Genomic DNA, 19,157 nt, shown 5'->3' with positions numbered 1-19,157 from the left:
TTGCCTTCCCTTAGACGGCGAAGGCGGACCGAGGTTCCCGGCCCGCCATTCGCGTAACCGGCGGCGCTATGCAACCACCGGTACTGCAGGCTTACTCGATGATCTTCGAGACCACGCCGGCGCCGACGGTACGGCCGCCTTCGCGGATAGCGAAGCGCAGGCCTTCGTCCATTGCCACCGGGTTGATCAGGGTGACGACCATCTTGACGTTGTCACCCGGCATCACCATTTCGACGCCTTCCGGCAGAGCAGCTGCGCCGGTGATGTCGGTGGTGCGGAAGTAGAACTGCGGACGGTAGCCGTTGAAGAACGGGGTGTGACGGCCGCCCTCGTCCTTCGACAGGACGTAGACTTCGCCTTCGAACTTGGTGTGCGGCTTGATCGAACCCGGCTTGGCCAGAACCTGGCCACGCTCGACGTCGTCACGCTTGGTGCCGCGCAGCAGCAGGCCAGCGTTGTCGCCTGCCTGACCCTGGTCCAGCAGCTTGCGGAACATTTCAACGCCGGTCACGGTGGTCTTCTGCACCGGACGGATGCCGACGATTTCGATTTCGTCGCCAACCTTGATCACGCCGCGCTCGATACGACCGGTCACCACGGTGCCGCGGCCCGAGATCGAGAACACGTCTTCCACCGGCATCAGGAACGGCTTGTCGATCGCACGCTCCGGCTCCGGAATCCAGCTGTCCAGGGCATCGACCAGCTTCAGGATGGTCGGCACGCCGATGTCGCTCTGGTCGCCTTCCAGCGCCAGACGGGCCGAACCGGCGATGATCGGGGTGTCGTCGCCCGGGAAGTCGTACTTGCTCAGCAGCTCGCGCACTTCCATCTCGACCAGCTCGAGCAGCTCGGCGTCGTCAACCATGTCGGCCTTGTTCAGGAACACGACGATGTACGGCACGCCGACCTGACGCGACAGCAGGATGTGCTCGCGGGTCTGCGGCATCGGGCCGTCAGCGGCCGAGCACACCAGGATCGCGCCGTCCATCTGGGCGGCACCGGTGATCATGTTCTTGACGTAGTCAGCGTGGCCCGGGCAATCGACGTGGGCGTAGTGACGGACCGGGGATTCGTATTCGACGTGCGCGGTCGAGATCGTGATACCACGAGCCTTTTCTTCCGGCGCGGCGTCGATCGAGGAGTAGTCCTTGAACTCGCCACCGAAGCGCTCGGCACCGATCTTGGTCAGTGCGGCGGTCAGCGTGGTCTTGCCGTGGTCGACGTGACCGATGGTGCCGACATTGACGTGCGGCTTGGTGCGCTCGAACTTACCCTTGGCCATGGCTGCTTATCTCGAATTCGTCTGAGAGGTGATGCTTAAGATGGTGCTCACGAAAGGAATCGAACCTTCGACCTCTTCCTTACCAAGGAAGTGCTCTACCGACTGAGCTACGTGAGCCGAGTTTTGCATTATGACATGAACTCGATAATATTCAAAGTTCATTCAATGGAGCGGGAGACGGGAATCGAACCCGCACCATCAGCTTGGAAGGCTGAGGTTCTACCATTGAACTACTCCCGCGCCGGGAATGTCACAACGTGAAACTGGTGGAGGGAGGTGGATTCGAACCACCGAAGGCGTAAGCCAGCAGATTTACAGTCTGCCCCCGTTGGCCGCTTGGGTATCCCTCCTTACCACCCCATTCCGTTGCCGCCGAAGCGTTGCGGTGTGTGGTGGTGAGCCGCTTATTCTGCTGATGGGACGGGGGGCTGTCAACGCTTTTTTCCACTTTTTTCACACGCTGTCGCAAACCCATTGATACGCAAGGTTATTGCCCCGGGACCGCAAGGGTCTCGTTGGCGAAAATTGCGACATGAGGGACGCCGTCGCCGCCGATCCAGCCCCGATACATGCCCTGGGTGTTGAATGGCGTGGCCATTTTTCCGTCTGCAGCGAGCACGATCGCACCGCCGTCACCCCCCATCTGCGGAATCGTCTCGTTGATCACGCCCTTGCCGGCCTGTTCCGGCGTCTGCCCCTGGTAGCGCATGCGTGCGCAGATCTCGTGCGCGGCCGCGGTGCGGATGTAGTACTCGCCCCAGCCGGTGCCGGACACCGCACAGCGCGCATCGGCCCAGGTGCCTGCACCGATGATCGGCGAGTCACCCACCCGGCCATAGCGCTTGTTGGTCATGCCGCCAGTGGAGGTACCGGCGGCCAGGTGCCCCTGCACATCCAATGCGACTGCACCGACGGTCCCGAAGTGCTTTGCAGTCTCCAGGTCGGCATGCGCCTGGCCACTGGCCTCTTCTTTCAGTGCACGCTGCAGCTGCTGCCAACGCTTCTCCGTACGGAAGTAGGAGGGATCGACCAGAGACATCCCCTGCTCGACCGCGAAGGCTTCGGCGCCCTGCCCCACCATCATCACGTGCCTGGATTGCTGCATCACGGTCTGCGCCAGCAGGATCGGGTTGCGCACCCGCTGCACGCCGGCCACCGCGCCCGCCGCCTGGCTCGCGCCATCCATGACAGCCGCATCCAGCTCGTTATGGCCGTCGTGGGTGAACACCGCACCCTTGCCGGCGTTGAAGGTGGGATCGTCCTCCAGGACGGTGATCGCAGCGGTGACTGCAGCCAACGCGGGGCGACCCGCCGCCAGCTCCGCATGCCCCTTCAACAGGGCCGCCCGCAGCGCGTCACGTGCGGCCTTTTCCTCGGCCGGCGACAGGTCCTTGCGCTCGACGCCGGCGCCGCCGTGGATGACCAGCAGCGGTGAAGCCGCCGGTGCGGCCTGGGCAAGCATGGGCAGGGACAACAGTGCGGACAGCGCCAGGCGCAGTTTCATCGGGTACGTCTCCAGCAGAACGAGTGAATGGATTGCGGGGTAGTGTAGGCCGCTGGTAGCAAGGGGCGCATCAGGGAAGATGAGTTGCCGGCCAGCGGCCGGCACTACCGAAGCGTGAACTCAATCTCGCCGTCGCTGACGTCGGCCATCGCCTGGTAATCGGCGTCGGCCTGGAAATCGTCCAGGCGCATGCGGCTGCCGCTGGCGACCACCGTCACCGGCACTGCATGGAAGCGCAACGGCTCACCTTCGACCATGCGGTCCGCATCACGCCCGGGGCTGACCACCCAGACCTTGCCTTCGCCGTCGGCGCTGTAGACCTGTGCCTGGCCATCGGGCTCCACGCACAGGGCGGTGTCCTCGTCGACGCCGATGCCGACGATGTCGGGGTCGCCACTGTCCTGCGCGGCGCGCGCCACGAACACGATCAGGCGGCCGAGCCGATCGCGCTTGTCGAAGTGGGTGTCGGTGACCACGCGCTGCAGGTAGGGCATCTGCAGGAAGCCACTGTCCATGGTCACCGCACTGCCCATCGGGTCGGCCAGCGCACCGGCGGAGGTGATGCTGCCGCCGTCCATCGCGCCGTAGGCATAGCCACCGAGGATGGCCAGCCCGGCGCTGGTACCGGCAATCGGCTTGCCGGCGCGCACATGGGCATTGAGCGCGCGGTTGAGCGCGGTGCCCTTCCAGAAGCGGATGTAGCGCGACTGGTCACCACCGGCAATGAAGATGGCATCGGCCGCAGCCACCACGCGCAGCACGGCCGGATCGTCGGCGCCGCGGCGGCTGTCGAAGACCAGCGTCTGCACTGCGGTGGTCCCGCCAATCTCGCGATACAGGCGGTCCTGCAGCTCATCACTGCCAGAAGCGCGCAGGATCAGCACGCGGCCGTTACCGGCCTGCTTCAGCCACCAGTGAAAGGCCTCCGGCACCCATTCGCCACCGCCCATCAGCATCATGGCCGGCGCGCGCGGGCCGGGCCGGGGTGCGTCAAGATCCCCGGCTTCGTAGTAGGCGAAGCCCGGGCCCTGCAGGTCCTGCGCAAGGGCGGCCAACGGCACGGCCAACACCAGCAGCGCCAGCCAGGCGAAGGGGGCACGCAGGGTGCAATGGAGGCGTCGCATCTTGATCTCCCTGAACAAAATCGACTTGCAAGCGTTTTCACTCTTTGCCAGATAGGGACCCAGTAGTCAAGGGCATAAAAAAGGCGTTAAATGCGCGCGCCCATTCCGGAAATCTGAATGGGGGACAGGGCCCCTCCTCTGCGGGCCGGCTTCATTTCCGAGAATTCCTCATGCGTAGAAAGGCGATGGCGTGGTCGATCCAGCTGGCGTTGATGGGCGTGGCTGCTTCCGCGGCGGCCCAGGCACCGGCCTCCTCTTCGGTTCAACAACTGGATGCGGTGCAGGTCACCGGTTCGCGCATTCCGCGCGCCCAGGTGGAAGGCCCCGCCCCGATCACGGTGATCAGCGCCGAGCAGATCCGCTCCAGCGGCTTCACCAGCGTGCCCGACGTGCTGCGCTCGATGACCCAGAACGGCGGTGAGACGCAGAGCCAGCAGTCGTCCAGCGGCGCCGACTTCTCGCCGGGCGCCCAGCAGGTGGACCTGCGCGGGCTGGGCCCGAACCACACGCTGGTGCTGGTCAATGGCCGCCGCATCGCCGACTTCCCGATGCCGTTCAAGGGCCGCAGCAACTTCACCGATGTCTCCAACATTCCGCTGGGCATGATCGAGCGCATCGAAGTGCTGACCGGCAGTGCCTCGGCCATCTACGGTTCGGACGCGATCGCCGGCGTGGTCAACTTCATCCTGAAGAAGAAGGCCGACGGCACCACCGTCGACATGCGCATGGGCACCACCAGCGAAGGCGGTGGCGAGTCGTTCGACATGAGCCTGGCCAGTGGCTTCAGCCGTGGCAACTTCAACGCCGTGTACAGCGTTGAACTGCAGTCGCAGACCCCGCTGTGGGCGTACGAGCGCGATATCCAGGATTCGACCCAGGACGCACCGACTGAACGTACGCGTGCCGCTCGTCGCGCCTATCTGCGCACGGACTACAACGACGACTATCTGGATCCGGGCGCGACCACCTGCGAAGCGCTGGCCGGGCAGAACCAGGGCAGTACTTACCATGCCTACCGGCCGCGCTCCGGCTGGTATTGTGGCAGCGATACGTCAATCGGCTACGGCACCATCCTCAGCAAGCGCCGCGGCGCCAATGGCTACGCCTCGCTGAGCTACGACTTCGACAACGGTCAGCAGTGGTTCGCCGACGTGCAGCTGGGTTATCACACGATGTCGCTGATGCGCGATGTGACGTCCTGGGGCTACATGAGCTCAGACGGCAATGAAGCGGGCTATTTCAGAAACATTGCCAGCACGGAGGCCGATCAACAGATCGAATCCTGGAACCGCCAGTTTTCGCCGGAGGAAATGGGCGGCCTGCGCAACGGCATGGTGCGCAGCACGCAGAAGACCTTCAGCGTGACCACTGGCTTCAAGGGCAATCTGACCGGCAACTGGGACTACGAGGCCGCGCTGAGCCATTCGCAGTACCAGTCGCGGATCAGCTGGGCGAAGATCATCGCCGCTAAGGCCAATGACCTGCTCCTGGGCCCGCAGTTGGGCGATTACACCGATGACGAAGGCAACGTATTCCCGATTTTCAATGCCGACCCGTCACGCCTGTACCGGCCGCTGACCCGCGCCGAGTACGATTCGATCGCAGCGCGCACCACCTACACCCCGAAGTCGCGCACCGAAACGGCTGCGTTAACGCTGACCAATTCCGCGCTGTTCGGCCTGCCGGGGGGGGATGCCGGCTTTGCCGCGACCGTGGAAGTGGGCCAGCAGGCGTACTCGCTCAATCCCGATCCGCTGGCGACCCAGTACTACTACTACAGCTGGAAGGATTCGGACGGCAACGGTTCGCGCAACCGCTGGGCCACAGCGGCCGAACTGCGCATGCCCCTGCACGAGACGGTCAACCTGAGCGTGGCAGGCCGCTACGACCAGTACCGCTATTCCGGCCACACCATCGGCAAGGCAACTTGGAGCGGCGGCCTGGAATGGCGCCCGATCGACACGCTTCTGGTACGCGGTTCGTATGGCACCGCGTTCCGCGCACCGGACCTGCACTACGTGTTCGCCGGCCCGGGCAACGACGAGACTGACGTAGTGGATCTGTACGACTGTCGCGCCAATGGCACCGAATGCGACGAAGACGTCAGCATCATCCGCAGCCGCACCGGCAATCGCCAGCTCGACCCGGAAACCAGCACCTCGTGGAGTGCCGGCTTCGTCTGGTCGCCGGCAATCGGCCTGGATCTGTCGGTGGACTGGTTCGACATCGACATGCGCAAGCAGGTGCAGGACATGGAAGTGCGCACGATTCTGGCCAGCGAAGCGAACTGCCGCCTCGGCAGTGCCGACATCAATTCACCGACCTGCGTGGACGCGCTCGACCGCGTTACCCGCACCAGTGATGGCCGCCTGTACGGCGTGCGTGTCGCCCCGATCAACGTCGCCCGCGAATCCACCTCCGGCATCGACATCGGCTTGCGTTACCGCCTGCAGACCGGTATCGGCGACTTCATCCTCAACGGCACCCACACCTGGGTGAAGAAGCACGACTTCCAGCGCTACCCCGGCGACCCCGTCGAAGATCAGTTCGCGGTCAACAGCGGTTTCGATATTCCACGCACCAAAACCAGCCTGAGCGTGACCTGGGAGAAGGCTGCGTGGTCGGCGACAGTCTACGGTTCACGACTTGGCAAGCTGCCAACCTATGACAGCTACGGCCAGACCTTCGACTGGGACAGCGGTGACAGCCCGTACATCAAGGCAACCTACCGCTACAACGCGTCGCTGCAGTACCGCTTCGACGACCACTCGCGCCTGTCGCTGTCGGTGGTCAACGTGTTCAACAAGATGCCGCCGAAGGACGCCACGTACACCGCGTATCCGTACTACGACGTGTCCTGGTTCGACAGCGTCGGCCGCACCATCAACCTGCAGTACACCCACAAGTTCGGTGGCAGCGCGCTGTAAGGCACGCCGCATTGCAGAACGTGGACGACAGGGCCCGCCATTGGCGGGCCTTGTTGTTTGGGAACCTGGCTCTGGTAGATGCCCATCTTGGTAGGCATTCGTTGCCGCGCACCCGCCCTGGGTTTTCCACACCGCACGTGGAAAGCGATGGGGGTTTGGTGTGGACAAGTCCCTGCGAGCCACGCATTGCAATGGTTTCGAAGGGTGGCAATTTTTTGTCCAGACAGAATCCGGGTTCTCCACATGCGCCGTGGAAAGCGATGGGAACTACGTGTGGACAAGTAAGTGGGAGTGTTGCCACGCAAGCGTTTCGAAGCATGGCGAAAATTTATCCACACTGCCCGGGCAATCCCTGCAGAGCCGACCCCATGCTCGGCTCCGGCTGGCATCAGCCGAGCATGGGCTCGGCCCTGCAGCGATACGCAGGGTTTTCCACACCGTGCGTGGAAAGCGGTGGGGGTTTGGTGTGGACAAGTACTTGCGAGCCCTGTGCCGCAGGCGCTTCAGAGCATGATCAATTTTTGTCCACGCATGCAACCGACGCCGGAAACGCGAACGCCCCGCACAAGGCGGGGCGTCTTGGGTCGATCCGATGCCGCTGGATCAGACGTTGAAGCGGAAGTGCAGGATGTCGCCTTCCTGCACTCGGTATTCCTTGCCTTCCAGGCGAAGGCGACCGGCTTCCTTGGCGCCGGCTTCGCCCTTGTACTTGATGAAGTCGTCATACGCGATGGTTTCGGCGCGGATGAAGCCCTTCTCGAAGTCGGTGTGGATGACCGCGGCGGCCTGCGGGGCGGTGGCGCCCTTGCGCACGGTCCACGCGCGGACTTCCTTCACGCCAGCGGTGAAGTAGGTCTGCAGGCCGAGCAGGCTGTAGGCCGCGTTGATCACGCGGTTCAGGCCCGGCTCGCTCAGGCCCAGATCGGCCAGGAAGGTATCGCGGTCTTCGTCATCGAGCTGGGACAGCTCCTCTTCGATCGCGGCCGACACCGGCACCACTTGCGCGCCTTCGGCGGCAGCATGCGCGCGCACGGCTTCCAGGTGCGGGTTGTTCTCGAAACCGTCTTCCAGCACGTTGGCGATGTACATCACCGGCTTCAGGGTCAGCAGGAACAGATCGCGCACCAGCGCCTTCTCTTCCTCGTCCAGGCCCACCGAACGGCCGGACTTGCCGTCGGACAGCGCCGCCTGCAGCTTGGCCAGCACCGGCTTGCGCGCCGCGGCGTCCTTGTCACCACCCTTGGCCGCACGCTCGGCGCGGTTCAGCGCCTTCTCGACGCTGTCCAGGTCGGCCAGCGCCAGCTCGGTATCGATGGTTTCGATGTCCGAGATCGGGTCGACCTTGTTGTTGACGTGGATGACGTCGGCGTTCTCGAAGCAGCGCACCACGTGGGTGATCGCATCGACTTCACGGATGTGCGCCAGGAACTTGTTGCCCAGGCCTTCACCGCTGGCGGCACCGGCCACCAGGCCGGCAATGTCGACGAATTCGACCGCGGTCGGGATGACCTTCTGCGGGTTGATGATCGCTGCCAGCTCGTTCAGGCGCGGATCCGGCACCGGCACGATGCCGACGTTCGGTTCGATGGTGCAGAACGGGAAGTTCGCCGCGGCGATACCCGCCTTGGTCAGCGCATTGAACAGGGTCGACTTGCCGACGTTGGGCAGGCCGACGATGCCGCATTTGATACCCATGGGTTGAATCCGGGTTTGAGTGTAAGTGGATGATTCGGGATTCAAGGCTCGCCTGCGGGCATGCCTTCAATCCCCAATCGTCCTTCCAGTAGCCCGCGCTAGAACGCGGCGTACAACCTGTGACGTTCTGCGTACGCTTTCAGCAGTTCTTCAAGCTGGCCCTCGTCGACCAGTGCATAGAATCGCCCATCCAGCGCATCAAGTGCTGTTTCGACTTCATCGTCGAGCCACCCGTCAGCACGATAGATCTGCAGGCGTCTTTGCGCATGATGATCTTCCATGGCCTCATTGCCAAACAGTAGCTGCTGGGCAGCGAGCACGATGTCTCGCACGCCAAGCTGCTGCATCTCCCCAAGCCCTGCAAGCGCTTCAGCAATGTAGGCGCCAGCAGAATTGAGGAAATAGGCATCAAGCCCTCCACGATAGACATCATTGATGAGCGCGTTGATCGCAAAGTAACGCTGATCCTGCACTGACAATCCGGCAAATCCACAACCGTTCCCGTGGACCTGTTCGATCAACCAATGCCAATGCCGCCCCTCTGCGGATTCTCCGAAGCGCTTCCGCTCTTCGCGAATCTCCCGATCCCGCGTTCTCGCCATTTCCATGCTTTGCCGCGTTCCATTCCGGCACGGCATGCAGAGCCCATTGTTCCGGGCCGCCGTCGCCAGCAGGATCATGGCGCCACACACGGTGCAGGGAGTACGCGGGTCGGTCATGGTCAGCGCGGAGTGTGCAGCCGCTTCATCGCTTCGCTGAAATCGCCCTGCACCGCCAGCGGCAGCACGTCGATCGCATCATCGATGGCGCGCGCGATCAGCACGTCGTCGTCCTTGGACGGGCGCCCCAGCACCCAACCCACCACGCGGTCCTTGTGGCCAGGATGGCCGATACCCACGCGCAGGCGATGGAACTTGCCGTGGCCGAGCAGGCGGATGGTGTCGCGCAGGCCGTTCTGGCCACCGTGGCCACCGTCGAACTTCAGCCGCGCCACGCCGGGCGCCAGGTCCAGTTCGTCGTGGGCCAGCAGGGTTTCTTCCGGCTCGATCTTCCAGAACCGCTGTGCGGCGGTGACCGACTTGCCGCTGAGGTTCATGAAGGTGGCGGGCTTGAGCAGCCACACCGTCTGCCCGGCGATCTCGACCTTGGCGGTCTCACCGAACAGCTTGCTGTCCACATTCCATCGCGCACCGGCTTTTTCCGCCAGGGCCTCAACGAAATGAAACCCGGCATTGTGCCGGGTCCGGGCGTGTTCCGATCCGGGGTTGCCCAGACCGACGATCAGTCGCAGTCCTGCCATGGTTCCTTCCAATACGGTGCCTGCCCGGAGGCAGGCACCGTAGCGGTATTACTCGGCGGCAGCCGCTTCTTCGTCAGCCGCGTCGGCCTTGCCGGCCTTGGCGGTGACGATGGCGTCGTCGTGGTCCTTGCCCAGCGCCAGGGCCGGGATTTCCACGCCCTTCGGCAGCTTGATGTTGGACAGGTACACCACGTCACCGGCCTTCAGCTCGCCCAGGTCGACTTCGATCGACTCCGGCAGGTCCTTCGGCAGGCAGGTGATGGTCACTTCCTTCAGTTCGTGGGTGACCACGACGTCGGCAGCCTTGCCAGCCGGCGAGGTGTCTTCGTTGATGAAGTGCAGCGGGACCGAAGCGGTCAGGGCTTCGTTCTCGTTCACGCGCTGGAAGTCCAGGTGCATGATCAGCTGCTTGTACGGGTGGCGCTGCATGTCACGCAGCAGGACCTTCTGCACCTGGCCGTCCAGGTTCAGGTCCAGGATCGAGGCATAGAACCACTCGTTCTGCTGGGCCAGCCAGATTTCGTTGTGGTCCAGGCTGATGGCGACCGGCTCGGCGTTGCCGCCGTACACGATGGCCGGGATCACACCAGCGTGACGCAGGCGGCGGCTCGCACCCTTACGCTGCAGTTCACGCTTGGTGACCTTGATTTCATGGGTCTTCGACATTTTCGACTACTCAGGTTGTTGCCGCGCCTTGCGGCGTGGCGGTTGAAGATGCTTCCGCGACCAGAAGCACCCGGGGTATGTCCCCGCCGTTGCCGGCAGGGACGAAAAACTCAGTCGACGTACAGCGAGCTGACCGACTCGCCGAAGGCGATGCGGCGCATCGTTTCGGCCAGCATTTCCGCCACGCTCAGCTGGCGGATCTTGCTGCACACCCGCGCTGCGTCTTTCAGCGGGATGGTGTCGGTCACCACCAGCTCGTCGAGCTGGGAATTGGTGATGTTGTCCACCGCCGGGCCCGACAGCACCGCGTGGGTGCAGTAGGCGGCGACCTTGAGCGCACCGCGCGCCTTCAGGGCAGCGGCAGCGGCGCACAGGGTGCCGGCGGTATCGACGATGTCATCGACCATCACGCAGGTCTTGCCTTCGACGTCACCGATGATGTTCATCACGGTGGAGACGTTGGCGCGCGGGCGGCGCTTGTCGATGATCGCCAGATCGGCGTCATCCAGGCGCTTGGCGACCGCACGGGCGCGGACCACGCCGCCCACGTCCGGCGACACAACGATCAGGTTCTCGGTGCCGTAGGCGCGCCAGATGTCGGCCAGCAGCAGCGGGGACGCATACACGTTGTCCACCGGAATATCGAAGAAGCCCTGGATCTGGTCGGCGTGCAGGTCGACGGTCAGCACGCGATCAGCGCCAGCGGTGCTGAACATCTTCGCCGCCAGCTTGGCGGTGATCGGCACGCGCGAGGAACGCATGCGGCGATCCTGGCGCGAGTAGCCGAAGTACGGCACCACGGCGGTCACGCTGGCCACCGATGCGCGCTTGAGCGCGTCGATCAGCACCAGCAGTTCCATCAGGTTTTCCGCGCTCGGCGCGCAGGTCGGCTGGATCACGAACACGTCCTGCTTGCGGACGTTCTCTTCGATTTCCACCTGCACTTCACCATCGGAGAAATGCGAGACCAGCGCCTTGCCCGGGCGAACCCCCAGTTCCTTGCAGATGTTCTGCGCCAGACGTTTGTTGGCGTTGCCGGAAAAGACCAGCAGGTTCGGGGACTCTTGCATCATGATTGTCTCGGGCGGGGACGAGTGGCGGGGATCCGGAGTCGGCAAGGACCCGATGGACCCTTGCTGCTGACAACACCGCGGTTGTTTCCACGTCCCGCGCAGGCGATGCGCTGGAAGGCGCGGACACAGCCGCTATTGGCAGGGGCGGTAGGATTCGAACCTACGAATGCCAGGATCAAAACCTGGTGCCTTGGGCCTCTTGGCGACGCCCCTGCATTGATAAATCAGTGTTGCTCGAGTGCATCCAGCAGTGGCGAACGCGCAACGCCCGCTGCCACCCTTGCCCGCAACTCCTTCGGCAACTTCGACCGTCCCTGCTCTGCGGCAGACTGCGATGCGAACTCGACGAAACAACCACTTCCCGAACCGGTCAGCCGCGCCGTGCCGATGTCGCTCAACGCTGCGAACGCTGCCTCGACGGCAGGCTCACGGCGGCGCAGCACCGGTTCGAACGCGTTCCCGACCAGGGTTCCGGAAGCGAAGTCCTCTATTTTCGCCACTGGGCTGTCGCGCGTCAAATCCGGGTCTGCGAACAGGGCCGGGGTGGGAACATGAACGCCCGGTTCAACCACCACATACCAGGCCGGTTCCAGCGCGATCGGCTGCAGGCGCTCGCCCACCCCTTCGGCCCAGGCATTGCGCCCGCGCACGAACACCGGCACGTCCGCCCCCAGGCGCAGGCCCAGCGCGGCAAGCGCGTCCTCGTCCAGACCGGCCCGCCACAGGCGGTTCAGCACCACCAGCACGGTGGCGGCATCGGACGAACCGCCGCCGAAGCCGCCACCGGCAGATACATGCTTTTCAACGACGATGTCCGCACCTTGCGCGACATTTGCCACTTCTTTGAGCAATCGCGCGGCACGCACCGCCAGATCATCGGCCTCGGCGACGCCAGCCAGCCCCTCGCCCTGCCGGCGCACCTGGCCGTCTTCACGCAGGCGCAGGCCGATGCGGTCGCCCCAGTCCAGCAGCCGGAACACGGTCTGCAGCTCGTGGTAACCGTCGGCGCGGCGGCCGGTGATGTGCAGGAACAGGTTCAGCTTGGCCGGGGCCGGCCACCAGGACCAGCCCGCGTCGTCGACTGCCCCGCTCATGGCGCGCCCTGCCCCCACTGGTCCACCAGCAGGCGTACCTTGGCGTCGCCATTGCTGGCTTCGATCCGGCGCGGCAACGCCGGGTGCCCGGCCTCGGCCGGGTACCAGTCCAGGTACTGCACCTGCCAGCCCATATGCTGCATGCGACGCGGCCGGCCTTCACCGTCGCGCTCGACCTTCTCCGGGCCAGCGGCGTCGCCGGCCACCAGGCCACGCATCCACTCCGGCAGCTGGTTGACCGGAATGTCCCAGCCCGTCGCCTCCAGCAGCAGCTGCTGGGCGTCCTCGCCATCGCGCGGACCGCCGGCCAGCCCTTCCAGGCGGCCAGCTTCGGAATGGGTATCGCCGGTCAGCTTCCAGCTCTGCCGGGTCACCGGCGCGCTCAGCTCGACCACATAACGGCGCCCTTCCTGCTTCCAGTCGATGCGACCGCTGCCACCGTCCTTGCCCTTGCTGACCGCGACCCGGCCCTGGAAGGCCCAGTCCGGCTGTGCCTGCAGCGCGGCCACGCGTGCGGCCTCGGCCTGCGCCGCTTCGGCCGAAACGATCTCGACCACCGCCGGCGCCGGGGTCTTCTGCGTGCCCACGCTGGTGCAGGCGCTGACCGCCAGGGTCGCGGCCGCCAACAGCAGCGGCCGGATCAGGGAAACACTCATGGATTGAATTTCTCGCGGGCGCGCAGCAGCGCGCGGTTTTCAGGGTCGAGCTTGGCCGCTTCCTCGAAGAAATGACGGGCCTCATCGTGCTTGCCCAGCACCCACAGCACTTCGCCAACGTGCGAAGCGATCTCCGGGTCCTTGGCCAGGGTCCAGGCCCGGCGCAGCTGCACCAGTGCCTCTTCCTTGCGGCCCAGGCGATACAGCACCCAGCCGTAGCTGTCGACGATGGCGGCGTTGTCCGGTTCGGCCACGCGGGCGCGGTCGATCAGCTCCAGTGCTTCCTGCAGGCGGCCGGTGCGGTCGGCCAGGGTGTAACCCAGCGCGTTCAAAGCCGGAACGTTCTCCGGTTCGGTCACCAGGATCTTGCGCAGATCCGCCTCGGCGCGCGGGATATCGTCGCGGCGTTCCCAGGTGAGCGCACGGGCGTACAGCAGGCCGTTGTCATCCGGGTAAGCGGCCAGGCCGCGGGCCAGCGCATCCAGTTCACCGGCGCTGTCGTCGGCGCGCTGGCGCAGTTCGGCTTCCAGCAGGTAGGCGTCGCGACGCACGTCGTCGTCGACCACCGCATCGGACTGGATCGCATGCACTTCTTCCAGCGCCAGCGGCAGGCGCCCGGCCAGGGCCTGGGCATTGGCTGCGCGCAGGCGCGCTTCGCTCAGCTCATCGCCACCGGGCACGCTGTGGTACCACTGCACTGCCTCGGGATAACGCTTCAGGTACTCGGCGATCTTGCCCAGCAGCAGGCGCTGCGCCGGGTCCGGCTTGGCCGCCTGCCGCGACAGTTCGTTGTAGAGATTGGACAGCGCGGCCTTGTCGCCCTGCTTGGCCAGCAGCGAGGCGCGCATGCCCCAGGTCTGCACGTCCTGCGGGCCGAACGCCAGCACGCGCTCGGCGGCGGACGGCTGGCCGAGACTGTCATAGGCAATGGCCACCGCATTGCGCAGCTCCGGGTCCTGGCGGGTCTTCGGCTCCACATCGTGCAGCAGCGACAACGCCTTGCCGGTCTCGCCCGCCTGTTGCAGCTGGCTGGCACGCAGCAGCGCCACACGTGGCTCTTCCGGGAAGCGCTTGACCACTTCATCGATCATGCGCCGGGCCAGCTCGGGCTTTTCCATGCGCAGGGCAAGGCGGCCAAACTCCTGCCAGGCTTCAATCTTCGGCGGAATGGCATTGGCGTCGACCAGCTCACCCAGCACCTGCGCGGGCACCGCCGGATCACGGCCGCCACCGATCAGTGCGGCCAGGGCGAACTTCCAGCCGCGCTCGTCGGGGTCGGCCAGCAGGCCCTGCAGTTCGGTGCGGGCAGCCTTCACATCGCCCTGGCGCATGGCCAGCGCACCGGCCGCACTGCGCATGGTCAACGAGCGCGGGGCGCGCTGCTGCCACAGTGCCAGGCCCTTGGCCGCGCTGGCATCATCGTTGGCGAGCATGGAAATGCGGGTCGCGCGCTCGGCCAGGCCGGCGTCGCCGTCGGTCTGCTGGGCCGCCTGCAGGTACCAGCGCGCGGCCTCGGCCAGCTTGCCGGCCTGCAGGGCGAACTCACCGGCCATCACCGGTTCCAGCGCCAGTTCCTCAGTGGCCGCGGCCCGCACGGGGGCCTTGGCCGGCACCGCCGCCAGGGCCTGGCTGCACGCCAGGGACAGCAGCAGAACACTGGGGATGCGAATCAATGCGGGCATCGTCGGCATCGGGGCCTTAAAATGTCGTCCAATGGCCAGCAGCTTATCGCAAGCAACTGAACAATGACCCTGTGGGTGCTCGGACTGAATCACCAGACCGCACCGGTGGAGCTGCGCGAACGCGCGGCCTTCGCCGGTGAGGCGTTGCCGCGCGCGCTCGGTTCGCTGCGCGATACTCCGCAGATCGCCGAGGCGGTGCTGCTGTCCACCTGCAACCGCACCGAGCTGTACGCCGTGGCCGATTCGGCACAGGCGCTGGACCAGTGGCTGCACACCCAGGCCGGCGACCTGCAGGGCTACCTGTACCAGCACGCCGACGCCGAGGCCGTGCGCCACCTGTTCCGGGTCGCCACCGGGCTGGACTCGATGGTGCTGGGTGAACCGCAGATCCTCGGCCAGGTGAAAGATGCCTGGTCGACCGCGCGCGACCATGGCCTGCTCGGCCAACGCCTGGACCGCCTGTTCCAGCAGACCTTCTCGGTGGCCAAGCGTGCGCGCACCGATACCCAGGTCGGCGCCAACCCGGTATCGGTGGCGTCGGCTGCGGTGCGCCTGGCGCAGAACGCGTTCGCGCGGCTGGACGATTCCACCGTACTGCTGGTCGGTGCCGGCGAGACCATCGAACTGGCTGCACGGCACCTGAGCGAAGGCAAGGTACGCCGGCTGCTGATCGCCAACCGCACCCTCGCCCACGCGCAGGAACTGGCCAGCCGACATGGTGGCGTGGCGCTGCCGCTGACCGAACTGGACCGCCACCTGGGTGAGGCCGACGTGGTGTTCTCGGCCACCGCTGCGCGCGAACCGGTGATCCATCGCGAAATGGTGGCCAAGGCCCTGCGCGCGCGCCGGCACAAGCCGATGCTGCTGTTCGACCTGGCCGTACCGCGCGACATCGAGGCCGAGGTCGGCACGCTCAACGACGCCTTCCTCTACACCGTTGATGACCTGGAACGCGCGGTGGAAGACAACCGCCGTGGCCGTCGCGAGGCCGCCGCCGAAGCCGAGGCGATCATCGACCTGCAGGTGTCGCGCTTCGTCGAGACCCAGCAGGCCAGCGCCCATCAGGCGCCGCTGCGGCAGCTGCGCGCGTTCGGCGAAGCCACCCGCACCGAACTGCTGGAGCGCGCGCGACAGCAGCTGGCCAACGGCAAGCCGGCCGACGAAGTGCTGGAACTGCTGGCCCACGGCCTGACCAATCGACTCCTGCACCCGCCCACTGCTGCGCTGCGCGCGGCCGCGCTGAGTGGCGATGCTGACCTGACCCGCGCCGCCGAGCGCCTGTTCCCGGCCACGCCGGGTTACCGCCACCCACCCGTGAGACCCGATGACGCCGACCCTGCGCCGTAAGCTGGAAGCGCTGGCCGAGCGCCGCGAAGAACTGGAACGCCTGCTCGCCGAACCCGATGTGGTCGCCGACAACACTCGTTTCCGCGACCTTTCGCGCGAATTCGCCCAACTTGAACCGATCGCCATCGCCCTGGCCGATGAAGCCCGTGCCAAGGCCGATCTGGCCGCCGCCGAAGGCATGCGCGCCGACCCGGACCTGCGCGAGCTGGCCGATGAGGAAATCGCTGCTGCACAGGCGCGCCTGCAGGAACTGGAGCAGGAGCTGGCGCTGCTGCTGGTGCCGCGCGACCCGCGTGACGAAGGCAACCTGTTCCTGGAAGTGCGCGCCGGTACCGGCGGCGACGAGGCCGCGATCTTTGCCGGCGACCTGTTCCGCATGTACGCCCGCTACGCCGAGCGCCAGGGCTGGAAGGTCGAGATCGAATCGGACAGCCCGGGCGAGCATGGCGGCTACAAGGAAGTGGTGGCGCGCGTGGTCGGGCGTGGCGCGTTCTCGCGCCTGAAGTTCGAATCGGGCACGCACCGCGTGCAGCGCGTGCCGGCCACCGAATCGCAGGGCCGCATCCATACCTCGGCGGCCACCGTGGCGATCATTCCCGAGGCCGATGAGGTCGATGACATCGTCATCAACCCGGCCGACCTGAAGGTGGATACGTTCCGTTCGTCCGGTGCCGGCGGCCAGCACGTCAACAAGACCGAATCGGCCATCCGCATCACCCACGTGCCGACCGGCGTGGTGGTGGAATGCCAGACCGAGCGCAGCCAGCACGCCAACCGCGACAAGGCGATGAAGCGCCTGAAGGCACAGCTGCTCGATGCCGAGCGCCAGCGCCAGGACGCGGCGCAGGCCGAGTCGCGGCGCCTGCAGGTGGGCAGCGGTGACCGCAGCCAGCGCATCCGCACCTACAACTTCCCGCAGGGCCGGATCACCGACCATCGCGTGGAAGGCCTGACCCTGTACGACCTGCCCAACGTGCTGGCCGGCGACCTCGACCCGCTGCTGCAGCGGCTCAGCCACGAGCACCAGGTCGACGCCCTGGCCCAGTTGTCGGCGGGCTGAGTCGCATGTCGGCCTGGCAGCAGCGGCAGCACCTGCAACAGGCGATTGCACGCCAGCCGGGCGACTTCGTCGCCTGGGTGATGCTGGCGGACCTGGAACTGGAAGCCGGCGACATCGCCGCCGGCGAGCAGGCCGCGCGCCGTGCACTGCAGCTGCGCCCGAACCACCCTGAAGCGCTGGCGCGGCTGGGCCGCGTGGCCTGGATGGCCGGCGCGCATGCCGATGCGGCGAAACTGCTCGGCCAGGCCTCGGCGTTGGCCCCGCAGCACCCGGGCATTGCCCTGTGGCTGGGCCATGCGCTGGAAGATGCCGATGATGCCGAAGGCGCGGCGGCAGCCTATCGCCGTGCGCATGCACTGATGCCGGGCGAACCCTATATCGCCGCCCAGCGCCTGGCCTGGCAGCGTCGCCTGTGCGACTGGCAGGACGTGGACGCGCTGGCGGCACAGGTACGTGGTGCACTTGCCTCTGGGCAGGGCGTGGTCGAACCGTTCGCGTTCCTCAGCGAAGATGCCAGCGCAGCCGAGCAGTTGGCCTGCGCGCGTGCCCGTGCATCCGCCGTTGCCACTTCAGTGCGGCCGTTGCCGCCAGTGAAGGTGCGTTCCCAGGGCCCGCTGCGGGTCGGCTTCCTTTCCAATGGTTTCGGCGCCCATCCCACCGGATTGTTGACCGTGGCCCTGTTCGAGCAGTTGCGTCGTGACCCGGCGTTGCAGCTGCACCTGTTCGCGTTGAACCACGATGACGGCAGCCGCATCCGCCAGCGCCTGCAGGTGGCCACGCAGCTGCATGATGTGGCCGCGCTGCGCCATGCAGACACTGCTGCACGCATCCGCGCACAGGGCATCGACCTGCTGTTCGACCTGCGCGGCTGGGGCGGCGGCGGTACGCCGGAAGTGCTGGCGATGCGCCCTGCCCCGCTGCAGTTGAACTGGCTGGCCTATCCCGGCACGTCCGGTGCGCCGTGGATGGATGCGGTGATCGGCGACAGCTTCGTTCTGCCGCCGTCACTGGAAGCCCACTACAGCGAGCGCGTACTGCGCCTGTCGCGTGCGTTCCAGCCCTCGGACAACACCCGCTTGCTCGAACCGGCACCGTCCCGGGCCGAGTGCGGCCTGCCCGAACAGGGCGTGGTGTTCTGCTGCTTCAACAACAGCTACAAGCTCAATCCACGCAGCATGGGCCGCGCCTTCGCGGTGCTGCAGGCGGTGCCCGGCAGCGTGCTGTGGCTGCTGTCCGGCCCCGGCCAGGCCGACGCCCGCCTGCGCACCGCCGCGCAGGCTGCCGGCCTGGACCCGGCCCGCCTGGTGTTCATGGCCAAGCTGCCACATCCGCAGTACCTGGCTCGCTATCCGCTGGCCGACCTGTTCCTCGACACGCATCCGTACAACGCACACACCACCGCCTCCGATGCGCTGTGGGCCGGCTGCCCGGTACTGACCTGCCCGGGCGACACCTTCGCCGCGCGCGTGGCCGGCAGCCTCAATCACCATCTGGGGCTGGCACGGATGAATGTCGCCGACGATGCGGCATTCATCGCCACCGCCAGCGTGCTGGGCAACGACCCGGCAGCACTGGCAGCGTTGCACGCCGAGCTGGCGCAGGCACGCGAGCGCAGTGGATTGTTCGACATGGCCAGCTTCGCCCGCGACCTGTCGGCGCTGCTGCAGCGACTGGCCGGCGAGCATGGCTGGCAGGGCCTCGACATCGCCTGAGCGATCCCTGCGCTACGCTCGGGCTCCCTCCCCGC

Annotated in this window: 15 protein-coding genes and 4 tRNA genes; 4 read left to right on the top strand and 15 right to left on the bottom strand. The window is 66.0% G+C overall.

Annotated elements, in window-relative coordinates; genetic code table 11:
• Positions 1–91: 91 nt before the first annotated feature.
• The 6 genes from tuf to ACZK45_RS03715 all read right to left on the bottom strand — a co-directional run bounded on the left by tuf (position 92) and on the right by ACZK45_RS03715 (position 3,910).
• Positions 92–1,282 carry an elongation factor Tu gene (gene tuf / locus ACZK45_RS03740; protein WP_478445467.1) on the bottom strand — a complete coding sequence of 397 codons (1,191 nt, stop codon included), beginning with the start codon at positions 1,280–1,282 and terminating at the stop codon, positions 92–94.
• Between the two features lie 41 nt (positions 1,283–1,323).
• Positions 1,324–1,399: transfer RNA gene (locus tag ACZK45_RS03735), tRNA-Thr, on the bottom strand.
• Positions 1,400–1,448: 49 nt separating this feature from the next.
• A tRNA-Gly gene (locus ACZK45_RS03730) sits at positions 1,449–1,522 on the bottom strand.
• Between the two features lie 24 nt (positions 1,523–1,546).
• Positions 1,547–1,632 (bottom strand) — tRNA-Tyr (locus ACZK45_RS03725).
• Between the two features lie 137 nt (positions 1,633–1,769).
• Complete coding sequence (locus tag ACZK45_RS03720; protein WP_253144850.1) at positions 1,770–2,786, bottom strand: isoaspartyl peptidase/L-asparaginase family protein; 1,017 nt, start codon at positions 2,784–2,786, stop codon at positions 1,770–1,772.
• Positions 2,787–2,890: 104 nt separating this feature from the next.
• Entirely contained in the window at positions 2,891–3,910 is a 1,020-nt protein-coding gene (locus tag ACZK45_RS03715; RefSeq protein WP_478445466.1) for a cyanophycinase, read from the bottom strand.
• A gap of 170 nt (positions 3,911–4,080) precedes the next feature.
• On the opposite strand from ACZK45_RS03715, the gene ACZK45_RS03710 reads away from it, so the two are divergent.
• Positions 4,081–6,837 carry a TonB-dependent receptor plug domain-containing protein gene (locus ACZK45_RS03710; protein WP_478445465.1) on the top strand — a complete coding sequence of 919 codons (2,757 nt, stop codon included), beginning with the start codon at positions 4,081–4,083 and terminating at the stop codon, positions 6,835–6,837.
• Positions 6,838–7,440: 603 nt separating this feature from the next.
• Here the strand turns inward: ACZK45_RS03710 and ychF are convergent.
• The 9 genes from ychF to ACZK45_RS03665 all read right to left on the bottom strand — a co-directional run bounded on the left by ychF (position 7,441) and on the right by ACZK45_RS03665 (position 15,003).
• The gene (gene ychF / locus ACZK45_RS03705) at positions 7,441–8,532 is read right to left on the bottom strand and encodes a redox-regulated ATPase YchF (RefSeq protein WP_014036087.1); all 1,092 of its coding nucleotides are present in this window, start codon (positions 8,530–8,532) and stop codon (positions 7,441–7,443) included.
• A gap of 98 nt (positions 8,533–8,630) precedes the next feature.
• Positions 8,631–9,212 (bottom strand): DMP19 family protein, encoded by a 582-nt coding sequence (locus tag ACZK45_RS03700; protein ID WP_232528226.1) that lies wholly within the window; start codon positions 9,210–9,212, stop codon positions 8,631–8,633.
• A gap of 41 nt (positions 9,213–9,253) precedes the next feature.
• Positions 9,254–9,832 (bottom strand): aminoacyl-tRNA hydrolase, encoded by a 579-nt coding sequence (gene pth / locus ACZK45_RS03695; RefSeq protein WP_125895169.1) that lies wholly within the window; start codon positions 9,830–9,832, stop codon positions 9,254–9,256.
• A 48-nt stretch (positions 9,833–9,880) separates the two neighbouring features.
• Positions 9,881–10,498, bottom strand: coding sequence for a 50S ribosomal protein L25/general stress protein Ctc (locus ACZK45_RS03690; protein WP_014036085.1), 618 nt, complete (start codon positions 10,496–10,498; stop codon positions 9,881–9,883).
• Positions 10,499–10,608: 110 nt separating this feature from the next.
• Positions 10,609–11,568 carry a ribose-phosphate diphosphokinase gene (locus ACZK45_RS03685; protein ID WP_005415400.1) on the bottom strand — a complete coding sequence of 320 codons (960 nt, stop codon included), beginning with the start codon at positions 11,566–11,568 and terminating at the stop codon, positions 10,609–10,611.
• A 139-nt stretch (positions 11,569–11,707) separates the two neighbouring features.
• A tRNA-Gln gene (locus tag ACZK45_RS03680) sits at positions 11,708–11,784 on the bottom strand.
• A gap of 11 nt (positions 11,785–11,795) precedes the next feature.
• A complete protein-coding gene (ispE, locus tag ACZK45_RS03675; RefSeq protein WP_049462699.1) occupies positions 11,796–12,665 on the bottom strand; it encodes a 4-(cytidine 5'-diphospho)-2-C-methyl-D-erythritol kinase in 870 nt (289 codons plus the stop codon).
• Complete coding sequence (gene lolB, locus ACZK45_RS03670; protein WP_478445464.1) at positions 12,662–13,321, bottom strand: lipoprotein insertase outer membrane protein LolB; 660 nt, start codon at positions 13,319–13,321, stop codon at positions 12,662–12,664. The genes ispE and lolB overlap by 4 nt, the downstream gene beginning before the upstream one ends.
• Positions 13,318–15,003 carry a tetratricopeptide repeat protein gene (locus ACZK45_RS03665; RefSeq protein WP_183080233.1) on the bottom strand — a complete coding sequence of 562 codons (1,686 nt, stop codon included), beginning with the start codon at positions 15,001–15,003 and terminating at the stop codon, positions 13,318–13,320. Before ACZK45_RS03665 ends, lolB begins: the two co-directional genes overlap by 4 nt.
• 63 nt (positions 15,004–15,066) lie before the next feature.
• On the opposite strand from ACZK45_RS03665, the gene hemA reads away from it, so the two are divergent.
• From hemA to ACZK45_RS03650, 3 genes are read left to right on the top strand one after another with little or no spacing between them, the layout of a single operon-like run.
• Positions 15,067–16,350 (top strand): glutamyl-tRNA reductase, encoded by a 1,284-nt coding sequence (gene hemA, locus ACZK45_RS03660; protein WP_285303435.1) that lies wholly within the window; start codon positions 15,067–15,069, stop codon positions 16,348–16,350.
• Positions 16,328–17,410 (top strand): peptide chain release factor 1, encoded by a 1,083-nt coding sequence (gene prfA / locus ACZK45_RS03655; protein ID WP_010481754.1) that lies wholly within the window; start codon positions 16,328–16,330, stop codon positions 17,408–17,410. Before hemA ends, prfA begins: the two co-directional genes overlap by 23 nt.
• 5 nt (positions 17,411–17,415) lie before the next feature.
• Positions 17,416–19,122, top strand: coding sequence for an O-linked N-acetylglucosamine transferase, SPINDLY family protein (locus ACZK45_RS03650; protein WP_478445463.1), 1,707 nt, complete (start codon positions 17,416–17,418; stop codon positions 19,120–19,122).
• The last annotated feature ends 35 nt before the right edge of the window (positions 19,123–19,157 follow it).

It is taken from the genome of Stenotrophomonas sp. 63632_Sma, from assembly GCF_056482875.1.
This window is presented reverse-complemented; position numbering and strand designations above follow the sequence as displayed.

Excerpts from the sequence above, each read along its gene's own strand:
- ACZK45_RS03685 (WP_005415400.1), bottom strand. The coding sequence starts at position 11,568 with ATGCAAGAGTCCCCGAACCTGCTGGTCTTTTCCGGCAACGCCAACAAA.
- prfA (WP_010481754.1), top strand. The coding sequence starts at position 16,328 with ATGACGCCGACCCTGCGCCGTAAGCTGGAAGCGCTGGCCGAGCGCCGC.
- hemA (WP_285303435.1), top strand. The coding sequence starts at position 15,067 with ATGACCCTGTGGGTGCTCGGACTGAATCACCAGACCGCACCGGTGGAG.
- ACZK45_RS03650 (WP_478445463.1), top strand. The coding sequence starts at position 17,416 with ATGTCGGCCTGGCAGCAGCGGCAGCACCTGCAACAGGCGATTGCACGC.
- tuf (WP_478445467.1), bottom strand. The coding sequence starts at position 1,282 with ATGGCCAAGGGTAAGTTCGAGCGCACCAAGCCGCACGTCAATGTCGGC.
- ACZK45_RS03715 (WP_478445466.1), bottom strand. The coding sequence starts at position 3,910 with ATGCGACGCCTCCATTGCACCCTGCGTGCCCCCTTCGCCTGGCTGGCG.
- ACZK45_RS03665 (WP_183080233.1), bottom strand. The coding sequence starts at position 15,003 with ATGCCCGCATTGATTCGCATCCCCAGTGTTCTGCTGCTGTCCCTGGCG.
- pth (WP_125895169.1), bottom strand. The coding sequence starts at position 9,832 with ATGGCAGGACTGCGACTGATCGTCGGTCTGGGCAACCCCGGATCGGAA.
- ACZK45_RS03690 (WP_014036085.1), bottom strand. The coding sequence starts at position 10,498 with ATGTCGAAGACCCATGAAATCAAGGTCACCAAGCGTGAACTGCAGCGT.
- ACZK45_RS03720 (WP_253144850.1), bottom strand. The coding sequence starts at position 2,786 with ATGAAACTGCGCCTGGCGCTGTCCGCACTGTTGTCCCTGCCCATGCTT.
- ychF (WP_014036087.1), bottom strand. The coding sequence starts at position 8,532 with ATGGGTATCAAATGCGGCATCGTCGGCCTGCCCAACGTCGGCAAGTCG.
- ACZK45_RS03710 (WP_478445465.1), top strand. The coding sequence starts at position 4,081 with ATGCGTAGAAAGGCGATGGCGTGGTCGATCCAGCTGGCGTTGATGGGC.
- ACZK45_RS03700 (WP_232528226.1), bottom strand. The coding sequence starts at position 9,212 with ATGATCCTGCTGGCGACGGCGGCCCGGAACAATGGGCTCTGCATGCCG.
- ispE (WP_049462699.1), bottom strand. The coding sequence starts at position 12,665 with ATGAGCGGGGCAGTCGACGACGCGGGCTGGTCCTGGTGGCCGGCCCCG.
- lolB (WP_478445464.1), bottom strand. The coding sequence starts at position 13,321 with ATGAGTGTTTCCCTGATCCGGCCGCTGCTGTTGGCGGCCGCGACCCTG.